The organism is Noviherbaspirillum sedimenti (genome assembly GCF_003590835.1).
GTDB lineage: Bacteria > Pseudomonadota > Gammaproteobacteria > Burkholderiales > Burkholderiaceae_D > Paucimonas > Paucimonas sedimenti.
This window is the reverse complement of record NZ_QYUQ01000002.1, coordinates 3,112,898-3,132,425: the sequence shown is the minus strand read 5'-3', so window position 1 is coordinate 3,132,425 and position 19,528 is coordinate 3,112,898. Positions and strand designations below refer to the sequence as shown.

General features: G+C 50.8%; 17 protein-coding genes and 2 pseudogenes. 13 read left to right on the top strand and 6 right to left on the bottom strand.

Going from position 1 to position 19,528, the window contains the following annotated elements:
• Positions 1–21: 21 nt before the first annotated feature.
• The 5 genes and pseudogenes from D3878_RS14595 to D3878_RS24365 form a co-directional block, all read left to right on the top strand.
• Positions 22–852, top strand: coding sequence for an enoyl-CoA hydratase-related protein (locus tag D3878_RS14595; protein ID WP_119786154.1), 831 nt, complete (start codon positions 22–24; stop codon positions 850–852).
• A gap of 372 nt (positions 853–1,224) precedes the next feature.
• Positions 1,225–2,001 carry an enoyl-CoA hydratase/isomerase family protein gene (locus D3878_RS14590; protein WP_119786153.1) on the top strand — a complete coding sequence of 259 codons (777 nt, stop codon included), beginning with the start codon at positions 1,225–1,227 and terminating at the stop codon, positions 1,999–2,001.
• Between the two features lie 70 nt (positions 2,002–2,071).
• Positions 2,072–2,221 (top strand): AAA family ATPase, encoded by a 150-nt coding sequence (locus D3878_RS24715; RefSeq protein ID WP_158592273.1) that lies wholly within the window; start codon positions 2,072–2,074, stop codon positions 2,219–2,221.
• Positions 2,222–2,441: 220 nt separating this feature from the next.
• Positions 2,442–3,482, top strand: coding sequence for a biotin synthase BioB (bioB, locus tag D3878_RS14585; RefSeq protein ID WP_119786152.1), 1,041 nt, complete (start codon positions 2,442–2,444; stop codon positions 3,480–3,482).
• A 65-nt stretch (positions 3,483–3,547) separates the two neighbouring features.
• Positions 3,548–3,761 (top strand): annotated as a pseudogene (locus D3878_RS24365) (transposase); the annotation flags it as partial.
• Positions 3,762–3,964: 203 nt separating this feature from the next.
• Here D3878_RS24365 and D3878_RS14580 read toward each other — a convergent pair.
• Positions 3,965–4,273, bottom strand: a pseudogene (locus tag D3878_RS14580) (transposase); the annotation flags it as partial.
• A gap of 370 nt (positions 4,274–4,643) precedes the next feature.
• Positions 4,644–5,555, bottom strand: coding sequence for a hypothetical protein (locus D3878_RS14570; protein ID WP_147383975.1), 912 nt, complete (start codon positions 5,553–5,555; stop codon positions 4,644–4,646).
• Between the two features lie 205 nt (positions 5,556–5,760).
• Between D3878_RS14570 and D3878_RS24100 the strand changes: the two genes are divergently transcribed.
• On the top strand, positions 5,761–6,951 hold the full coding sequence (locus tag D3878_RS24100) for a hypothetical protein (RefSeq protein ID WP_199688168.1): 1,191 nt from the start codon (positions 5,761–5,763) through the stop codon (positions 6,949–6,951).
• A 56-nt stretch (positions 6,952–7,007) separates the two neighbouring features.
• Here D3878_RS24100 and D3878_RS14555 read toward each other — a convergent pair whose 3' ends face one another.
• The gene (locus D3878_RS14555) at positions 7,008–7,424 is read right to left on the bottom strand and encodes a hypothetical protein (protein WP_119786148.1); all 417 of its coding nucleotides are present in this window, start codon (positions 7,422–7,424) and stop codon (positions 7,008–7,010) included.
• A gap of 849 nt (positions 7,425–8,273) precedes the next feature.
• Between D3878_RS14555 and D3878_RS14545 the strand changes: the two genes are divergently transcribed.
• From D3878_RS14545 to D3878_RS14520, 7 genes are all read left to right on the top strand, one after another.
• Positions 8,274–9,251: a hypothetical protein gene (locus tag D3878_RS14545; protein WP_119786146.1), complete on the top strand. Its 978-nt coding sequence runs from the start codon at positions 8,274–8,276 to the stop codon at positions 9,249–9,251.
• A 253-nt stretch (positions 9,252–9,504) separates the two neighbouring features.
• Positions 9,505–9,873, top strand: coding sequence for an SHOCT domain-containing protein (locus tag D3878_RS14540; protein WP_119786145.1), 369 nt, complete (start codon positions 9,505–9,507; stop codon positions 9,871–9,873).
• 123 nt (positions 9,874–9,996) lie between these two features.
• The gene (locus D3878_RS14535) at positions 9,997–10,500 is read left to right on the top strand and encodes a hypothetical protein (RefSeq protein ID WP_119786144.1); all 504 of its coding nucleotides are present in this window, start codon (positions 9,997–9,999) and stop codon (positions 10,498–10,500) included.
• A 67-nt stretch (positions 10,501–10,567) separates the two neighbouring features.
• Positions 10,568–10,876 (top strand): hypothetical protein, encoded by a 309-nt coding sequence (locus tag D3878_RS14530; protein WP_119786143.1) that lies wholly within the window; start codon positions 10,568–10,570, stop codon positions 10,874–10,876.
• Between the two features lie 83 nt (positions 10,877–10,959).
• The gene (locus D3878_RS14525) at positions 10,960–11,406 is read left to right on the top strand and encodes an HAD domain-containing protein (RefSeq protein ID WP_119786142.1); all 447 of its coding nucleotides are present in this window, start codon (positions 10,960–10,962) and stop codon (positions 11,404–11,406) included.
• Between the two features lie 474 nt (positions 11,407–11,880).
• Positions 11,881–12,033, top strand: coding sequence for an HAD domain-containing protein (locus D3878_RS24815; RefSeq protein ID WP_158592272.1), 153 nt, complete (start codon positions 11,881–11,883; stop codon positions 12,031–12,033).
• Between the two features lie 317 nt (positions 12,034–12,350).
• Positions 12,351–12,989, top strand: coding sequence for a hypothetical protein (locus D3878_RS14520; RefSeq protein WP_119786141.1), 639 nt, complete (start codon positions 12,351–12,353; stop codon positions 12,987–12,989).
• 376 nt (positions 12,990–13,365) lie between these two features.
• On the opposite strand, the gene D3878_RS14515 is transcribed toward D3878_RS14520, so the two are convergent.
• Genes D3878_RS14515 through D3878_RS14505 form a run of 3 tightly spaced genes read right to left on the bottom strand, consistent with a single transcriptional unit; the run spans position 13,366 to position 18,960 of the window.
• Positions 13,366–14,166, bottom strand: a complete 801-nt coding sequence (locus D3878_RS14515) for a hypothetical protein (protein ID WP_119786140.1) — start codon at positions 14,164–14,166, stop codon at positions 13,366–13,368.
• Positions 14,163–16,910 carry a tyrosine-type recombinase/integrase gene (locus tag D3878_RS14510; protein WP_119786139.1) on the bottom strand — a complete coding sequence of 916 codons (2,748 nt, stop codon included), beginning with the start codon at positions 16,908–16,910 and terminating at the stop codon, positions 14,163–14,165. The genes D3878_RS14515 and D3878_RS14510 overlap by 4 nt, the downstream gene beginning before the upstream one ends.
• A 4-nt stretch (positions 16,911–16,914) precedes the next feature.
• Positions 16,915–18,960: a hypothetical protein gene (locus tag D3878_RS14505; protein WP_147383973.1), complete on the bottom strand. Its 2,046-nt coding sequence runs from the start codon at positions 18,958–18,960 to the stop codon at positions 16,915–16,917.
• Positions 18,961–19,528: the final 568 nt, after the last annotated feature.

Sequence of the window (19,528 nt, the reverse complement as noted above, 5' to 3'; positions counted from 1 at the left end):
ACAGCAAAGTAAAGGGTATCAATGGAATTCCAGACAATATGTTACAGCGTTGAAAATGGGGTTGCTCGCCTGACGATGAATCGGCCAAAAGTTCGCAACGGATTGAATGACCAGATGGCGCGCGAGCTGCGGGAGGCAGTGCGGCTAGCTGTCACCGATGCACAAGTGCGAACCTTGTTATTGACCGGTTCTGGAAGCGCCTTTTGCTCGGGAGCTGATCTCGGCAATGTTGATACGAGTTTTGATCCGGCGTGTCGCGCTGCGCAAAGCGAAAGTTCCTTGCGGTTTGTGCGAGATGCTATCAACCCGCTCATGATTAGTCTCCACCACTGTCCGAAGCCAGTGGTCGCTGCGGTCAATGGACCAGTCGTGGGTGGGGGGATCGGGCTGGCGCTGGCAGCCGATATCGTGGTTGCTACTGAGTCTGCCCGCTTTCTGCCCAAGTTCACGCCATTGCTTGCCTTGATCCCTGATCTTGGTTGTACCTGGATGCTGCCACGGCTTATTGGACGTGCGCGGACGCTCGGGTTGTCCATGCTGGGTGAAACTTTCAGTGCTCGACAAGCCGAGGAGTGGGGACTCATCTGGCGCTGTTATCCCGACTCCGAATTTTCCGGTGCTGTTGACGAACTGACTGCCCAGCTCGCGCGCGGTCCGATCTTTGCGCTAGCCGCGGTAAAGACCGCTATACGCGAGTCTGCCCACACCGATTATGACCAGCAGCTACTAAGAGAGATGGAGCTTTCCGCGCAATGCGTGGCCACTGCCGATTTCGCCGAGGGAGCAGCGGCGTTTCTAAGTAAACGTCCCCCTGTATTCGGCTCAAGTGGTAATACGGATTGCGAAAATTAAGTGTATTAGTAAAAAGGGTTATCCGAATGGGACCGCGCAGAATGGCGTGCGGCCTACCGACATAAACATACTTGCATCCGGCCATCGATCGGTCGGGCGGAGTGTAAGAAATTTAATGACAACATACAAGCCGAGAATCAATGCCGTCGTGCTCGTCAGCGTTTTGAAGTCATTGATGCGGATACGACCGGAATGCCCTTGCCTGAGTTGCAGCTGCCGCTGGTCGTTGTGTTGGCTTCACGTACCTGCCGTTCCGCTTCAAGCTCGTAACATGGGACGCCTCGATGTTGCTTCGGCTTTTCTGGCCAACGATATAAATGGCTAATCGCTCGAAAAAGTCAATAATTAATGATATTTTGGTAAGGGAAAGTTATGGAAAATTTCACGCAGCTCAAGGTTGATATTGAGCAATTCGTCGCGACACTGACGATGGACAATCCGCCAGTTAACGCCCTCAGCCGTACCTTGAATGACGAGTTAACGGCGGCTCTCGACGAAATATCCGAGCGTGACGATGTGCGCGTCGTAATTCTCACCGGCGCAGGAAAGATATTTTGTGCCGGTGCGGACCTCAAGAGCAGGGCAGAAAACATTAAGAAGGCGGGCGATCTTCCGGCTCATTCGAGACGGACTCGAGAGTGTTTTCACTCTATCCGAGAATGCACAAAGCCTGTGATTGCAGCCATAAATGGCCCTGCTCTAGGAGCTGGCCTTGCAATTGCTGCGTCAAGCGACATCCTATATGCTTCCGAAACCGCATGCCTCGGGCTGCCCGAAATAAATGTCGGGCTAATGGGTGGCGGACGTCACGCCATGCGGCTTTTCAACCACTCTCGACTACGCCGTATGATGCTAACCGGCTATCGCGTTCCCGCGTCTGAGCTTTACCGTCTTGGTATTGTGGAAGAATGCGTCGCCCCCGATCAGCTATTACCCATGGTCATCGAATTGGCGCGAGAAATTGCTTCCAAGAGCCCCATTGCTTCCAGCAAGGCGAAACATACCTTGAATACGATTGAGGATATGAGCTTGCGCGATGGCTATCGTTACGAACAAGACATGACGGCGATCATCTCGGCGACAGAAGACTCCAAGGAAGCGCAGCGTGCTTTCATTGAAAAGCGGCCGCCCGTTTTCATCGGCCAATAATTTGCCAGGCGAAAGGCTTCCTTGTCTCGGCGTTATCCAGTCAAGCCAACTAATTACTGGAGACATCCGCATGAACGCGCCCATCGGTTATTTCGTCACCGGCACCGGCACCGACACCGAGATCGGCAAGACACTGGTGTCCAGCGCGATGCTGTATGCACTGGTCCAACATGGCGTGCGCGTCGCCGGCATGAGCCCGTTGCAGCGGGCGCGCGCTTAATCGAGAGCGTCTGGCACAACGAGGATGTGGACATCGTCGCCGACGCCGGGAATGTGCTGCTGCCGGTTTCCCTGGCCACGCCGTATCTCCTGCGCGATACCGCGGCTGGCGTCGCCGCTGGCCCAAGTGGCCTTGGCACATCTCGATTTTTGGTATTGCCTGGTTGGCCGAAAGTGCGCGCCGCAAGTTCCGTTTCACTTTGATGCAAAGGAAGTAATTCATGTCGTCACAACCGATCACATTCCGGCAGATTTCGACTCCCGCCGAACTACGGGCCATCGCCGCACAGCAATGGCCGGTCGACAAGGTGTTGGAGCTGTTCAACCTGCCCTTCAACGATCTGGTGTTCCGTGCGCAACAGGTACATCGCGAACACTTCGATCCGCAGGAAGTTGAACTGGCAACGCTGCTCTCGATCAAGACCGGCGGCTGTCCGGAGGATTGCGGCTACTGTCCGCAAGCCTCACGCTACGATACTGGGGTCACCGCACAAAAACTGCTGGAACTGGACACCGTGCTGTCCGCCGCGCGGGAAGCACAAAAGCATGGCGCCACGCGCTTCTGCATGGGCGCCGCCTGGCGCGGCCCGAAGGACCGCGACCTCGATCATGTGGAGGCCATGGTACGCGGCGTCAAGAACCTTGGGCTAGAAGCGTGCGCCACGCTCGGAATGTTGGAAGACGGCCAGGCCGAGCGCCTCGCCGCCGCAGGACTCGATTACTACAACCATAATCTCGATACTGAACCGGAATTCTACGGCGATATCATCAGCACTCGCAGTTATGAGAATCGCCTTGATACGCTCGACAAGGTGCGCAACGCCGGCATCAAGGTGTGCTGCGGCGGCATCGTCGGCATGGGTGAATCGCGCCGCCAACGCGCCGGATTGATCGCGCAGGTCGCGAACCTCGATCCGTATCCGGAATCTGTGCCGATCAACCACCTGGTGCAGGTGGAAGGCACGCCGTTGCACGGCATCGATCCGCTCGACCCGCTGGAATTCGTGCGCACCATCGCGGTTGCACGCATCACGATGCCGAAAGCGCGCGTGCGCCTGTCGGCCGGCCGCCGTGAAATGGGTGAAGCAGTGCAGGCGATGTGCTTCTTGGTCGGCGCAAATTCGATTTTCTATGGCGACAAGCTGCTGACCACCGGTAACCCGGAGGCCGATGTGGACCGCGCACTATTTGAAAAGCTCGGTCTACGGAGCCACAATTCAACCATCAGAAAGTGCGCGGAAAATGATTCGACATCACGGTGAGATCCCCATGAAATTTCGTCGGCCAAAAGTGACGTAAAATTGACGTTACTTGGGAAAGACTGGAAATGAAAAAGATGCCGAAACAGGCATATACGACTGAGTTCAAGGCGCTTGCCGTCAAGCGCGTCACAGCCGGCGAATCAATCACGGCCGTGGTAAAGGAATTGGGGCAAGGCGACTGCGGCAGGTAAGCTCAAAGGTGCTGGCAGAAAAGTCGTCACGCCGGAACAAATGGAACTGTCCAGACTGCGTGCCGAGAACGCGCGTCTCAAGCGGGAGAAACCCAAATTATCAATATTTCGATGTCGGCTATTTACCTGCCTTCGGCGGGTACAATTAGACTTTAAAAATGCGCTTTCCGGAGTAAGACAATGATTCAATGTGACCAAGGTCCTGAAGCAAGTGTTGGTCAGCATGTCATGGATACATTCGATTTGGCTGCGCATGTTTGACTTGTTACAGAAATTTGGAGCCATTTCCAAAGTAAGCCTTCGGGGGCAAGCAGTCTGATTTTGCCATCGTTGCCGGCATGCTTCAGCCGGCGTGCGGTTGCCGAGCGCAGAATGCGGTCGCTCGTTATTGTAAAACTGGCGCCATTTCTCAATGACGACTTTTGCCTCCCGCCGTGTCACGAATCATTCCCTGTTCAGGCATTCTTCGCGCAACTTGACGTTGAAGCTTTCCACAAAACCGTTCTGCCAGGGACTTCCTGGTTTTATATAGGCAGGGCCGATATTCTGGTCCCGCAGCTACTTCATCACCGCCGTCGCCGTAAATTTCGCACCGTTGTCTGGTAATCCCCCCGGAAGTTAAGCGCTTAAAAATGGGGGGATTACCGTGGAGGCCTCAACATCTAGGTAGGACAGCGCTAGTTTGCTGACTTGGATAAAATTCAACTTGTATTGGAACTGTTCAAAAAGTGAACCAAGTCTATTTTGGACGTCGTCAAGGTTGACGCCCACTGGCGCTACTATTCCAATTACAAGCTCGCAGTTTTTTGAATGATTTTGAAGAGGCATGATTTTTTTGTAATGTGTCAAACGCACCACGGTAGACATTCCTAGCCTATGATGTGGGAACCGCTGTTTAATTTTTGTTGATGTAAAAATTCATAAACTGATAAAAGCTTTCGTAATTCCGCTACTAGGTAAGAAGCTTGACCTATGAATCCATGGATTGCGATGCAATTTGATACTTGGCTAGCTCTTGTTGAAACTGTGGTCGGGCGCTTTCATCAACGCCAGTATTCATCAAGCCTTTATTTTCCAATTCAAGCCAGAGCTGCAAGCCGGCCACGATTCCAAAATTGTCTTGTTCAGGATCAAGCCCATTAAGATATATTTCTGGGCGTAGGGCCATGTCTTCTGGATGCCATCGCTTAATACCAAGGCTCCACATTCCATCACCCTGCCAGCCAAGTAAAGTTTTCCCCTCTGATAATTTCTCAATGACTTTCTTCCGCGCAAAAATGCCATGTACATAAACTTCATGCTTCCAAGCGATTGCGATGCATGCCGTCAAATAAGCACGGGACTTCCAGTAGGAAAACGACCAGTTATTACACAAATGATAGCGATAGATCGGCTTTTCGCCTATAAAGCCAATTGATTCCTGCAAAATAAGCAAGGCTTCTGCATCTCGCTCTTTTTCAAGAGGAGCGACCAATATGCCATTCAATTCTCCATCCGGATTATTTTGTTTTAGGGTTTCGAGTAAAACCGCGAAGCCTTTGGGATCCTTATAGAAATCGTGGCAAAGATGTGCCTGAAGATCCGCTCCATCCATCCATTCTCGGCGAACTGCAAAACGCGCACATGCCGCGTCTAGGATAGCTTCGTCTAGCTTTAGGAGGAGCGAAGCATCGTCCTGTAGGTCCAGCATCTTGATGCCATGACCAAAATATCGGGGAATCTGGTTACGGTGAACGCCGTAATTTTCAAAGAGGCGGATGAATCGGGACGCCACCGATTCGATTGGCGGATTTTGCTTGGCGTGATGCCATTTCTTGAATCGATCCCAAAGTTTCAAACATCGATCCCAAAGATTCAAACCGGCGACGATTTCACTAAACACCAATAAATCCCCTTGCGTAATTAGCCTGACGAAATGACGAATTCAGCTTCCGTGAATTCCTGATCGCTGATTGATATCTTTTAATGTATATGGCGACAACAATATTGCGCAAATTGTAATTCTATGAGATGTGGATGCGGAATGCTGATTAATCTAGCACTCTATTTCTTTTTTCAGCCCAAAACGACTTTAAACGGTAAATGCTATGGCAAATCCCAATCAAACTGTCGTGGATAGGCAAAAATTGTATGAGGAGGTGTGGGCAGATCCCGTTGTGATTGTCGCCAAGCGCTATGGCATTTCCGACGTAGGGCTCGCCAAGATTTGCAAGAAACTGAGCATACCGCTGCCGACCCGGGGATACTGGGCCAAAGTCAAAGCGGGACGGATCATGAAAAAGATGCCTTTACCCAAGCTCAAGGAAAACAGCCCCCAAGATGCGGTACTGAGCAAGGTCGATCCAGTAAGGAAGGCAGCGGAAACGGTCGCCAAACAAAAAATAATCAGTCACGGAGAGGACCTTGAAAAGGCAATCACCGTTCCGACGGAACTCGTTGATCCCCATCCCCTGGTGAAAGCTGCCGGCAAACGGCTCAAACAACGGGAGGGTGTAAGCGACGAGAAAGGTCTTCGGGCAGCTCCGGCTGAAGTGTTGCATCTTCAGGTTTCCAGTTCATCGCTTGACCGCGCGCTATTGATCGCCGATTCCTTGCTGAAGCAACTTGAAAAGCAGTCCGTCACGATACGCATCGATGCGCAGCGCAAGGAAACGCTCCTGGATCTTGATGGCACGGTCGTCTCGTTCAGCATCACCGAACGGGTCGAACGTACTACCCACGTGGATACGCCCGCCGAAAGGCGGGCGAAAGAGCGGTATCGGAGTCGGTCAATGCTGGATGTGGCGATGCCATATCCGCATACCCCTGGATATGACTATCGTCCGACCGGAATATTGACCATTTCAGCAGGCCGGTGGCCCTCACGAAATTGGAACGATACAAGTCGCACGCCGCTCGAAAAGCGCATGGCAGAGATCGTTACCGGACTCATTGCGCTGATCGAGGAGACTAGGGCAAAAGAAGCAGAAGAAGCGCGGCAGAAAGAGGCGCGTCGGCTTCGAGAGGAACGATATGCTTATCTTGTGCAGCGGCGCGAGAACGAATTGGCGCGATTTAAGAAGCTGGAAACCGATGCCATCAATTGGGAAAGGGCGGCACGTCTTCGAGGCTATATAGCGGCGCGCGAACAGAAACTGATTACCGATATGGGGGCTCGACCGGAGCACGCAGACTGGATAGCGTGGGCGCTGGCCAAGGCTGATTGGCTCGATCCGATGATGCAGGTGTGCGATACGATTCTGGATGCACCAGAGCCGAAACGGCCTGGGTATTATTAAGTAATAGAATCAATCGAGATAGTTGGACAGCTGATTTTATTGTGCACTGCAAGAATTCAGGACGACTGATTGTGCAGCATCGCCTGAATCAGATTTTCAATCAGCGCCTTGTCACGCTCCCCTAGTGCGCCGAAGTCGCTCAACAGCTTGTCTTGGCGCCGCCTTTCCTTATTGCCGACCACGGCACCAGCTTCAGAATCGTCCGCGACAGCGCCGTAACGCAGCCATTGCACTGATACACGGAGCCAGGTTGCCAGAAAACTTAGCTTCTCTTGCTGGGGAATCGCCTCGCCGGACAGCCACTTGTACGCGGCCGTCGTGCCGATCGTGCTATGGCGGGATCGACGATTGAACTCGCGCGCCAGGACTGTAGGACTTAGAAGCGATTCATCAAAATCGGCAATGGCACGCCGAAGCCGGTCGCTGAACGCTTGTCTTTCCAGTGCAGCAGTCTTCTCGGAGGCGGATTTCATGCGCCGTACATTACCGCTTGCAACATTCACTATCAGTGATCGTGTTTATTCACTAATAATGAATTAATGACAAATATCCGTTCAAAAACAGACTGATCAATACGTCTTGAATGCATCAGAACTAAAACAGCATAGGCAAGAAGTGAGGTTGTCCTGGTAGGACACGGTGCGTCAATGCAGGGTAAAAATCAAAACATTTTTCTCGAAAGCCCTCTTGAATTCGAAAAGCGCTGTGGGAAAGTAAGGCATTAACGCCCGAAAGGAACATCGTTATGACGAACTCCTCAGTAATCCAGATACATCCCATCCTTCGAGAATTAGCACTCCAACTTCCACTGGTCGGGGATTCGAGCTGGACCCTGACATGCATCACGGAATTTGGAGCGAGCCGCGAGCAACTACGGATCACGCTGGACGACAGCGACGATCTGATCGTTGAAATGGGGGCGCTGGATCTGCCGCGGAACGCAATGTATTTGACGGCATCGGGTAATTGGTCAGCCTGCATCGGCCGCAGGCAAGTAATGAGCCGCTATTTCAGGCGGTACGGAACCATGTGTTGGGCACGATACGCGAATGCTGCTTACCGCGAGTCCAGTTACCGTAACGGCGAGGGTATGTAAAGCAAGCCACTTGCCAAGTTACAGAATACGACGGATTAACAAAAATTGAATAAAAAACAGGTCTATCGCCTTATTTACTTATGGTGTTTAAGTATAAACTCCAGTGGTGAATTTCTGCAAAATGTCCAGGGCGCCGATTTGGCTCGGAAAATGCCTTTAAAAATATGAACAAGAAAATTCAGGGAGAGTAACTATGCATAGAAGAGTTCGGACAATACGAGCGTCCATGGCTGTATTGACGACATCCGCGTTAGTTGCTGCGTGCGGAGGTGGTGGGGGCGATGCGGCTGGTAATACCACGGTTACGACAACGACCACTACGACGAGCGCTGCAAGCACGATCCAAAACAGTGGTATTACTGCAGCGACCTATGGTGTCGGCAGCGATAAACTAGCCGGTTATGCTTACCTGAATGCCCAGCGGCTGGCTTGCGGTTTCGGACTATTGCAGCAGGACGTAAAACTGGATATTGCCGCTCAAGCCCATGCGGACTATCAAATCAATAATAATACGTCTGGTCATGGAGAGAACAGCGTGGCGTTCCCGGTTGGCTTTACCGGCGCGAACGTCTATGACCGCAATCTCGCGGCCGGTTATTCGTCGACAACCTGGGGCGAGGGAATCGCATATTCTTTCCCTGCCTATGGCACAGACCTCGGCCAAACCAACCTCAAAGATCTTTTTGCTGCGCCTTATCACGGCCGAACGCTGTTGCTCGGCTACCGCGACATCGGCATTGGCGTAGGCTCAAACGCATTGCGCCGGGTATACAGCATCAACGTTGCGACGACCGACGCTCGCTCAACTCAGCACTTGGCCGGGAACGTTGTCGCCACCTATCCGTGCGCCGGTACAACGGGTGTTTTGACGAAAACTTATTACGATGAGTCTCCGGCGCCTATCGCAGGTCGAAATCTAGCGACCCAGCCAATCGGCCACCCGGTCTACGTAAAGGCGCGTGACGGGAAAAATCTGATGTTTTCCACGGTCGATCTGCGCGTAGATGGTGGCAATACCGCGCTGATGCTGAACCGTCTGGACCGTACCACGGACCAGAACAACAGCCTCACCGACGGTTCGATGATCATCTTTATGCCAGATGCCCCGCTAGCGACCAACACCACCTATCGTTTCACCGCGGCAGGCACGAACAACGGTGCGGCAGTGAACATCAACTTCACATTCACGACAGGGGCATTCTGACAGGGTTGGCAAGACTTGCGGATCGCCCTAGCGGGTATGTCAACCGGTACCTCGCCGTCTGACGTGGCGTATGCAGGATAAATCATCAAAGGTCACGAGCGTTAGAAGCATGAAAGGAGTCAAAGCAATGACCGCAGTCACATGTCCGTCTTGTCAAAATCATGTTCATCCAAGGCTTTGGAATTACTCGCCATGGTATGGCTACATCACTTACATGAAAACCCAACATTTATGCAATATATGTGGCGCAGTCATGTACGAAACCGGTGGTGGGATACGCATTGGAATGGCAATTTTTTGCGCGATCTGTATTGCCCCATTCGCTTACGTGATTCTTTCATTAGGCGGCCATGGAACTGTTTTCAGCGGGCTTTTTAAGCTGGCATTGGCGCTTCTGCAGCTCTATTTTCTGTACCGGCTGATTTGCTGGATCTCCAGCAAGCTCAAGCGGTCCGATCCGGCGCCGCAATATACGGAGGCGAATCCCGAACAGTCGCCACAATCGCCGGGTAATCCGGTTTCGCGAATCGAAGCAATTGAAAAACTGGTTGCGTTCAAGGAGCGAGGATTGTTGACGCAGGAAGAATTCGAGAAGGAAAAAAGAAAAATTCTGGAAAATTAGCGGGCTGCGATGCCTGCTATGACCGAAGAATTTTGAACGGCTGATCGAATCTGAAAGCAACTGCGAGACTTTCCAGTATCCATATTCCATAAACGCAATACCATATTCAGGGGAGAATATATTTTGTCGAAAAACAGAAAAATCAAATTGGGCGTCTCGGCGTTTGCCTTTGCACTTCTGCTGGGTTGCGACAAGGCGGAGCCCGTACGCGACATTGCATACTATCAAGGGCTGGGTTTTGAAAAATCGCTGGAAAGCTTGAGAGCTTGCGTACAAAAGAAAAAGGCTTTGCTAGAGAAAAAAGATGCGGAAGGTCTTGATCAATTCGCGAAATCTACGCAGAACATCAATTGCCGCACAGCATTCAGGTTCGTAATAAAGGAAGCAGCGCAATCGCTCAGTGTGCGAGCCCAAGAAATTCAGAAGATGAATACGCAAGATGAGGTAAAGATTCTTCGCGATAAAATCCATGCAGATATGGAGACAAAACTCTCTGGTATTGATTCCGTTGTGGAAGACTGGCAAAGCGATGCCATGCCGCTTGGATTGGCGATAAGAGACCTAAACCAGAAAGCTGCAAACAGAATATCAAGAATCGATATCGACTCGTGGAAGAAGCGTAAGTAGTATGTGATTTCTTGCATACCAAAAACTCTCAACCAGGGACTCCTTCAATCTCGATACTGGATCGTCCATGAACCACCGGAAGAAAAAGCATCGCATTTACGCCATGTCCAAGACGTATCATGAATCACGTCACTGGTTAACCGACGAGGAATATGCATGGAAATTCATGCGGCCAGTGGGACGGGAATTCGCTAGCCCGGATTTCGAGCGGTTAGCAGAGTTGGATGCACTCGCCGATGCAGCTGTAGCAGCTGCCAATCTTGCAGCCACATCAATGGACGAGACTGAGCGGTTTGTTCATGAATCGAATCAGAGAATCCAGTCAATGGAATGGGTTCACGCAAAGACAAGAAATTCTCATGACGACCGAGGTTAGCTTAACGAACTAGTCTGACGAATAAAGGCGAATGGCGAAATGAATTCGATTGGCGGCATCTACAGAATGATTAGGCTCGCGACATGATCCTCTTTCTCGATTTTGATGGCGTGCTGCACCCTGAATTCTATAAGCAAGGTGAAGAGCTATTTTGCCGTCGAGATAAACTCGAGACGATCCTGCGAGATTACCCGCAGGTCGAGATCGTCATTTCCAGTACCTGGCGGCAGACACGATCGCTCTCCGAACTGCAGGCGCTGTTTTCCCCTGATATCGGCCCCCGGATTATCGGAGTGACGCCGGATTGGCGGGATCTGCCTGAGTTGTGTGATGTCATCGGGAATTACCCACGGCACGTGGAGGTGGAAGGGTGGTTGCGGCAGGCTAATCGTGTTTGGGAGAGTTGGGTGGCACTTGATGATCGCGGCTACTGGTTCAGGCCGTTTTTGAAAAATTTGGTGATGTGTGATGCGGCAACGGGCATCAATGATGTCGTTGAGGTTGAATTGAGGTTCAAACTCAGCCATTGATGTTTTGTCCTGCGATTCTCATTAATTAGTGAGGAGAATGGTTATGAATGCATGTGATGTGCGAAGGATCTTCAGAAGCAGCTTGCGTTTGTATTTCGCGCCACTTGTCGGGGCATACAGGCAAGTCAAGATTGAGATGGGCCGGATTGAGCGGGAACGCAATCGAAGTTAAGAAAAATGGCGTTGGCGAGCAATCATGAAAAGCAGAACCAGAAAGCGCACTATTTATTCACGTCAATACTCGAGTTCGGCGATCCGATCGCGTGGTATGTCGCTGCATGATAATGAGTCAGTGGCCCTTGTATCGGACGCAATCCGGAAAGTAAAAAAGAACCGGACGGGCACAATCGATTAGGCGGAAATTGATGAGATGCGAAAACGTGGGCGTCGGTAGAAATCACGTCACTGGCTAACCGACGAGGAGTATGGTTGGGAATTCATGCGGCCAGTGGAACGGGAATTCGGTATTGCGGCATGATTCTCTTTCTCGATTTTGACGGCGCGCTACACCCTGAATTTTGTAATCAAGGTGAAGAGCTACTTTGCCATCGAGAAAAGCTCGAGATGATTCTACACGATTACTCTCAGGTCGAGATCGTCATTTCCAGTATCTGGCGGCAGACATGATCGTTCGCCGAACTGCAGGCGCTGTTTTCAACCGACATCGGCGCCCGGATTGTCGGATTGACGCCGGATTGGCGAAATCTGCCTGCGTTGTGTGAGGTCATCTGGAACTACCCACGGCACGTTGAAGTGGAGGGCTGGTTGCGGGCAGTCCAATCGCGTTTTGGAGAGTTGGGTAGCGCTCGATGATTGCGGCCACTGGTTCAGACCGTTTTTGCCAAATCTGGTGCAGTGTGATCCCGCAATTGGTATCGATGACGTCGTCTAGCGAAAATTGCGGCTCAAGCTGAGTCAATAATTTTTCCTTCAGAGGTGCTGCGATGAAAAACCACAAACAAGAACTCCTTGTCCGAATGCAGCGCCAATACCATCGGAAACATCCATGGCGCTTGAATCACAATGGCTTGTACGTTCCACACTCCTACAATGAAACACGGCCGGATAGTTTGTCGCGGTGGGATGATGTCGGATTCATTCTCAATGGCCGTCGCATTATCGTCTGGTGGCAGCACCCGCGCCATGTCTATGGCAGCGCGATTGACGAGCAATCCTGGGTTGAAGCTGGTCCCGGCCCGCAGGATGACTGGCTGTTGGATGGGACGACGACGAATTACAAGCGGGTTGGTAAATCGCGCAAGAAGATCGTCAGCTACACCACCCGCCAACCTTCGGCTGAGCAAGAGGCACACTACAAGCAATTGCGCTTAATTCGCGAACGTCTGACTGCCGAAGGCATTGATCTGGAGGTCAATGCCTCGTGGAAACGCGAACGCTTGAATTGGGCCACGGGGATCAGTTTGATTGTTCCGCTGGAGGTCAGAAACGAGGTTGAACTGGCTCAGGTTGCCTCGTTGGCGCGACGGCTGCTTGTGGGGCAAACGACCTTGGAGAAGGAGTTTCCTGGCTATCGGTATGGCAAGAATGAGTGGATTAAAGAGCAGAAAGCAGCGGCCAAATGACAACTTCAATGCTAAAAATCAGCCACAAAATCACACGTTGCTAAAAATCAGCCACAAAATCACCCGTTGCTAAAAAATGGCCAAAAAATCGCAACGTACAAAAATGTCGCAATGGATCGCAATGGCTGAATGTAAAAGCTTATCTTTTCTGTCGGGTCGGAAGAGGAGCGGATATAACAGTCCACAATACCCTGAAAAGTGTCACCAGTGGTGACACTTTTTGTGAACCTTGCTTTATGGATTCCTCCCTGTAGATTATGTAAAGCCCCCCTGATTGAAGGCGTCGATAATTTTTGATTGGAGAGAAACAGTGATTTGGAAAATAGCCATCGGATATTTGGCCGCTATTGTTATAAGCGTCGGATTTTTTTGAGTGCTAATCTTCCATTCGACTATTAAATTCCAATTGCACGAGGCCCAACGTCAGTGCGCATCTGGTTTCGCGAACTTTCAAATCAATCTTTTCACCATTTTTTACATGGCTGTAAAGAATTTCTCCTAATTCAGGAAAGCGCTGAAAATTCCATCGCATTCTTTTTTTCCCATTTTTGTCTCCAGAAAGTCGTCCGCCCTCAATCGACACGACATTGATCAGATCTGCATGATTTCGCCCTACTTGTAAAACTTTTGCGGAAATTGCGATAGTGACTGGGTTTGTGGCAAAGCGTCGGAACTGCTCAAATTCTAGCGTGTGATTGCCAGCCGAATCTCTAAAAAATATTTTTCTTTTTGGGAACATGCTGCACGCAGCATGGATTGCCCGAAGTTTTTTTCGCTCGACTGCATCATAAGCAGATTGATCTATTTGCTTGATAATATTCCCTGGATTTGTCCGATAAAGAAATTTGCCTGCCAATTCCATGGACCCGAAAAGAGATCGGCGGATTTGCTGTTTTTCTCTCTCCATAAGGTCTTCAACGTATTGCCCGTGCAACCACTTATCTTCGTCAGCCGCGAGTCGCAATTCTTGTTGTATTGGTGCTGGCAGATTGAGACGAAGCCAAGTAAATCCACTCTCGTCAAAAGTGAAAAATTTAAGACGATCATAGAGCCCACATGGAAAAATCAGTACTTCAAGTAAGTTCTTTAGCGAGGCTATTTTCAGGCGTTCTTCGTCGATTGAAATGATTCCAGTCGGGAATAGCGTAATATCGGCAACCCAGGTTGATGGGGTCATTCTCGATCCTGCTGAAAAGATGAATCTGATTCTGTAATCGATTGAGAAACCATTGCGATTAGCATGAGTGCATGAAATCCCGCCATTGAGCTCGCCGCGGACGAAGCACTTTCGGCCAGATCGGGAGACTGGCTGGTAATAATTAGGTAGCGTTTCGGACGACCGCTGCGCTCATCAACAATCTGAATGCGGGGCAATACTCCGAAGATGTTATTCATCACTTGGTCGACATCAGCCGTAGCTTGAAAAACAGGGTTGTCGAATGCCCGAAGAGGATGAGGTCTCTGTGTTAGTGCAAATCCGTCCAATGTGCTGACACGGACTAAGAGACTGGATGGCGAAATCTCACAGTGGTGCAGAAAAATCGCAATTGCTTTGAAATCTGAAATGTTGTCCAGACAGAGGTAACCCTGCTCCCAGAGGTGTGACCACCCTACGAGGGCGGGGGCAACCGATTGGTGCGCCGACCGACTCAGGAGGAATTTTCGGATTTGCGAAAATTTCCTGCTACTACACCGATTCATATCCGGAAATCGTCCGAGTTGAAACTGTTCCATCAGAATTTTCACGGGGCTGTCTGTGCCGAGCGCTCGCAAGATACTTCGGTTGAGGAATATCGGCCCGCCAACCTGAATCGCCGAACTGGCTATTCTTTCAACGGTGGTTTGAGGAAGTGCATTGCGCAGGCACACTGACTCCACTGGGCGTCCGTCGGCAATATCGCGCAGAACATTTTCTATGACATTGAAGTCGAGCGGCCGGGCGGTCGCAAGAGTGAATACGTCGGGAGGGACGGTGGTTTCGAAGCGTGTCGTGACGGGTGTTGAATCCAATGTGCTGCCATAGGCATCAAGTATTTCCCAATGTAACGTATCCTTTTCATGAGTATCCTTGTCATAAGTCTTTCGTTGCAACTTTTTGCGTATGGTCGCTTCTTTAATGTTGGTCCAGCGGGCAACATCCGCACTGTTAAGATCCACTCTGCGTGATGCACGGTCAATTGCCGTGCGAAGCGGGCGCTCCGGGAGATGGAAATACCAACTAAAAATGGTTTGACTAGATGCATGTCCGAGGCGGCTCGACAGGATATCAATTGCGTTAATTTCGCCAAGTGGGCCGTGGTTGCATAAAACATCCAACATTTGAAATGAAATTCCATGCCGTAGCATGTGGAACTTGGCTGAATCATCACCAGTAACAATTTTTAATAGCTTGTTGATGCTTGTTCGGGTGGCGCCAACCCGGTAAAGACTGCCGGCACGATGGGGGTCGCCAAAAAGAAATTCGTCCGGCATCGCACCTTCAAGTGTGCGTCGTGCCACCCATGCCAACAAATGTTCCGCTGCGATGGGGCACGTAACTGCAATTTTCCTGCGGGAGCTTTTTGTTTTTAATCCGACGTCGTTCCGCTTAGGCGCCACTTCAACTTCAATCACACCCTCGATCACGCAGATGTTTGAGAGCCTCAAATGCAATGCTTCCCCGATTCGAAAGTGCAGTGCATGCCCCAATTCGAATAGCACACGGATCTGCTGAAGAAGCCGTTTGTCGGCGTTGTCATGGCTATGCAATAACAGATTACGCAGATGAGAAACTTCGTGCTCCCAAAACAGATTAGCGCGGGGGAGCGGATCTTCCGTTTCAGAAAGTGGAACCACAAGCGGAAGAAAGTCATGCACCTGCACTAGATAGGTATGAAACGCGTGCAGTGCTGCTCTGGTGACGGTGCCGGAGACACCTTGCGTCATGATTTTTGCGTAAATATTCTGAAGCTCTGTCATTTCAAGATCCAGAGGATGCGTTTTGGACGCAGCTAATTCCGAGTACAAGACGCCAGAGACGGAAGAAACGTATGCGCGCACAGTTTTGGGATTCCCGCTCTGGGTTTGCGGAGTGCCACAGGTTGTCATATGCCAGGTCCATCCCAGCAGCAGGGCGGCAATCGGACCGGCGACCTTGCATTGCGGTGCAAGGTCAATTAGTGCCTGCAGGACGGCCTGTCGCCCCGTGTGTTTCGATAATTGGGCGACCTGGCCGGTTGCGGCAGTCAACAAGGGGATGAACCAGGAGCCGCTTGCCGGAAGTGCGTTTTCGTACAAAGCGTCGAGAACAGTTGATTCCACGCTCTCTGTAGATACCAACTCGTCCGATACTTTCTTCGATGCCAGAGGCCTGTGCGATGCATATCTCGCCCATGCACTGTCCGGTAGTGCGGCGATTGAAGCAACTCGCTTTACATGACAGAAAAGCGGATTGGGAAGGATGCTGAAATAATAAGCCTCCGCATCTTGCGAAAATTCCGTTAGATACTCATCGGGATCTGAGCGTAGCCTTGGCAGGTAATGCATTTGGCGCAATTTTTGACTGAAACGCTTCAATGCATCATGCCAATTAGTGCCAGCGTTGCATTGCGCTATCGTGATCCTTGTAAATGTGCAAATTTCGCGACGGTCAACTCGCCGATCTTCGGCTATCCAACTGACGTAATGCTTGCTTTCAATCGCATATACGTTATTTACTGCACTCAAGAATAATTTGAGTTCCGATAGATTGACGAGGGCCTCGGTTGTTATAGCAAGCGCGATCAGCTTTGCCTCCGGGTCATCATGAAATACGAAGCCTTTTATCAACTGTTTCTGAAAGGAAGCAACTCTGGCAGCTCGCTCGCCAGCCCCGATTGTCGGAGATAAATGCTTGCGTCCCCCCTCGTGGGCAATTATTTTGATAGAAGATTGCGTTGCCATCGGGTTACCTCTTTGCCAGGCCAATAACAGGGAAAATGCCGAGCTCAAGCAGTGTCTTTTGCTGCACTGATGTAATGCGCGCAAACGCGTCAGCGAGTGTCCCGTCCGAGGTCGACGAAAAATTTTCTAATCCAATCGTTTCGTGGCGCATGAAGCGATTGATATCCGGGGAAGATAGGCCAGCCACTCGTAGGGTGTTTTCCCAAAAATGCCTTGCGCCGTCGCCCTTGTGCCGAAGTTCGGGAGGCAATGTCTGCTCGATATGGTGCGAACCGATAAATTCGAGTTGCTGTTCCTGAAAGTGAAACAGCAGCGGAACCGCTTCTCCTGTGAAGATGCGTTGAATGTGCTGGCGGACGGGGTGAGTCGTTAACCAATTTTTACGCGCCAAGCGCTGGTCAAGGCAGCGGCAATGCGCGAGCCAGAGACGTACCTGTTCGGCCAGAAATGGTGAAATCGGAACAGGCGAATGACCGTCCAGCAGTCCTACTTTTTTGTCAAGAATGCTGGTATAGCTCGCCCCGGAAGGAAATGTCGCTGCTGTGAAACGAAGTACATTGGTTGCGCGCGCCGCGGTCATTAATTCGAGCGTGGCACCACAAAGATTGGCGTAATTTGCATGATACGTTGCCAACCCCAGGATCGAGTATTTTTTCCCGGGATGTGTGTCAGAGACTTGTGCGGCCAAGTTTGCATGACGACGCATGATGGTTTGCCGTTCGGGCATAATTACTGAACCGGTCGCTGGCCCAGCTTCCAAGGGGACTGGAGCGCCCCAACCGATGTGGTCGTAGAATTTGGCCGCCCCCAGAGAAATTTCCTCCCGACTTATAACGATGTAATGATTCTGGGCATTTCCGATCAATTGAAAATCCGCAACGATGTGCGCTGCGGCAGCGCGATTCACCCCCGCTTGTAAGGCGATTGCGCCGCGGGCCGCAATCAGCCTCGAACGGCTGGGAATGATGTTCGAGTGTGGGTTGTAATGGTGGGTGCGGTTTTTATTGGCAAATAAATGCTGCTCGCTGTCTAGATCGCCTAGCGTCTGCGCTCTTGAGTTATTCATATACGCTTGCCGAAGCGCCTCTGCCAAAAATATTGGAAGTGGGCGGCAGGCAATGAAGTTCGATGGTATGCAGCCTGCCAGCGGCGCTTTGGCGCGTGCAATGATGGTCGAGAAATCTGTTTTGATGATGCCTGCGACAACGTCAATAACGATCACCCAATCAGATATCTCCGGAAGCAGTATCGGTACTTTGCGAGACATTCCTGGTGGAACGCCGACCAATAGATCTAGGCATAGAAAGAGCGCTGCCATGTCTCCTTGCTCGACGTCGCGTCGAAGGAGCCGCGTGCTGGCAAAAAAATCGGATGGGGTTTGCATTGCAAGGTTCTGGGTCGCTTTGCGATCCTCGGATCTTGCGAAGTTTATTTCACTGAAAATATGGTTGCGGTAATAGCCTGAAAAATGTTGTCGTTCTAGATTCTCGTCGGCGGTCCAACCCTTGGGACGGTGTTTTCGTATTGCTTCAAAAGTTTTGCGCTGCAACTTGGTATGGATTTCCTCTGGAAGGACAAACGAGGTTTTTAGGTGCTTTGCTGCACTCTTCAAAATTTTGATGGATGACTCCCTGAGGTTCCCTCCTGATACTGCGCAGTGGGCAATTTCGCCACCGAGATACTCGAGTACATTTTCTGGCACCGAGGTTGCCTGTAGGCTGCACAATGCGCTCCACCCAGGGAATTCCGTTTTTATTCCCTGCATTGCCAGGTCAGGATCCAAATCGTCGTGCGTCAGCGCCAAAATTGGCGTGACGCGGGCAAGAAAATCGTTCAGTTCTGTCAACTGCTCTGAGTGGAATGGCAAATTGCGGCTAAATGTTTCAAGAGCAGACCTGCACAGAGTCAGCACGCTGCCCACCAGCGGCGCACCTTTTGATGCACCGAGAACCGTCAGGATGCGGATGATCCGATCTTTGTCGGATGCTGTGATGAATGCAGTTGCTGTTGCGGGAATGCTTGTGTGCAGAGAAGGGTGAAACTGTCGCATATGAGTCCTTTTCGGTTAAGTGATGAGAACGACGAATGCCGGACTACCGGCGTTAGGCTGCCGAACGACAGCTAGCGCAACCGAAAAGGAAGCGGGCCTGGCAAAGCAGGCGGAGATTGGCGAAATGCCAGGCGAACGAATGGCTAGCCTAGATGTTTAGACTAAAGTTCGCGAAAATTCCGGGAAGGGCAGAAAGAAAGGAAAAAATGAAAAGGGAGTCAGGCGACTCGACTTTTCTCCTGCGGCCTCATGCTGATTTGCACGAGGCATATAGATCTGGTTTCAAGAACCAAGGCAGCGAAGCACAAGTTCGTGCAAGACTGCAAATTTAGGCTAGGTTGGCGAAGCCCTGCCAGCTCAGGGTGGAAATAATTTAACTAAAAATTTTTTGTTTTGCAAGAAATTTGTGGTTTAATTGATTCGGTTAATAGTCATATAGTTGGCGTTTCAGTTGAGTTTCTTGTGCCAGCTAGTGTGACTAGTTAAACATAATCGGTGTGAATGGTTGTTTTGTGGTCACGAAGCAAAAGAATGAAAGACAAAAATAATCAATGAGTTAGCCGATTAA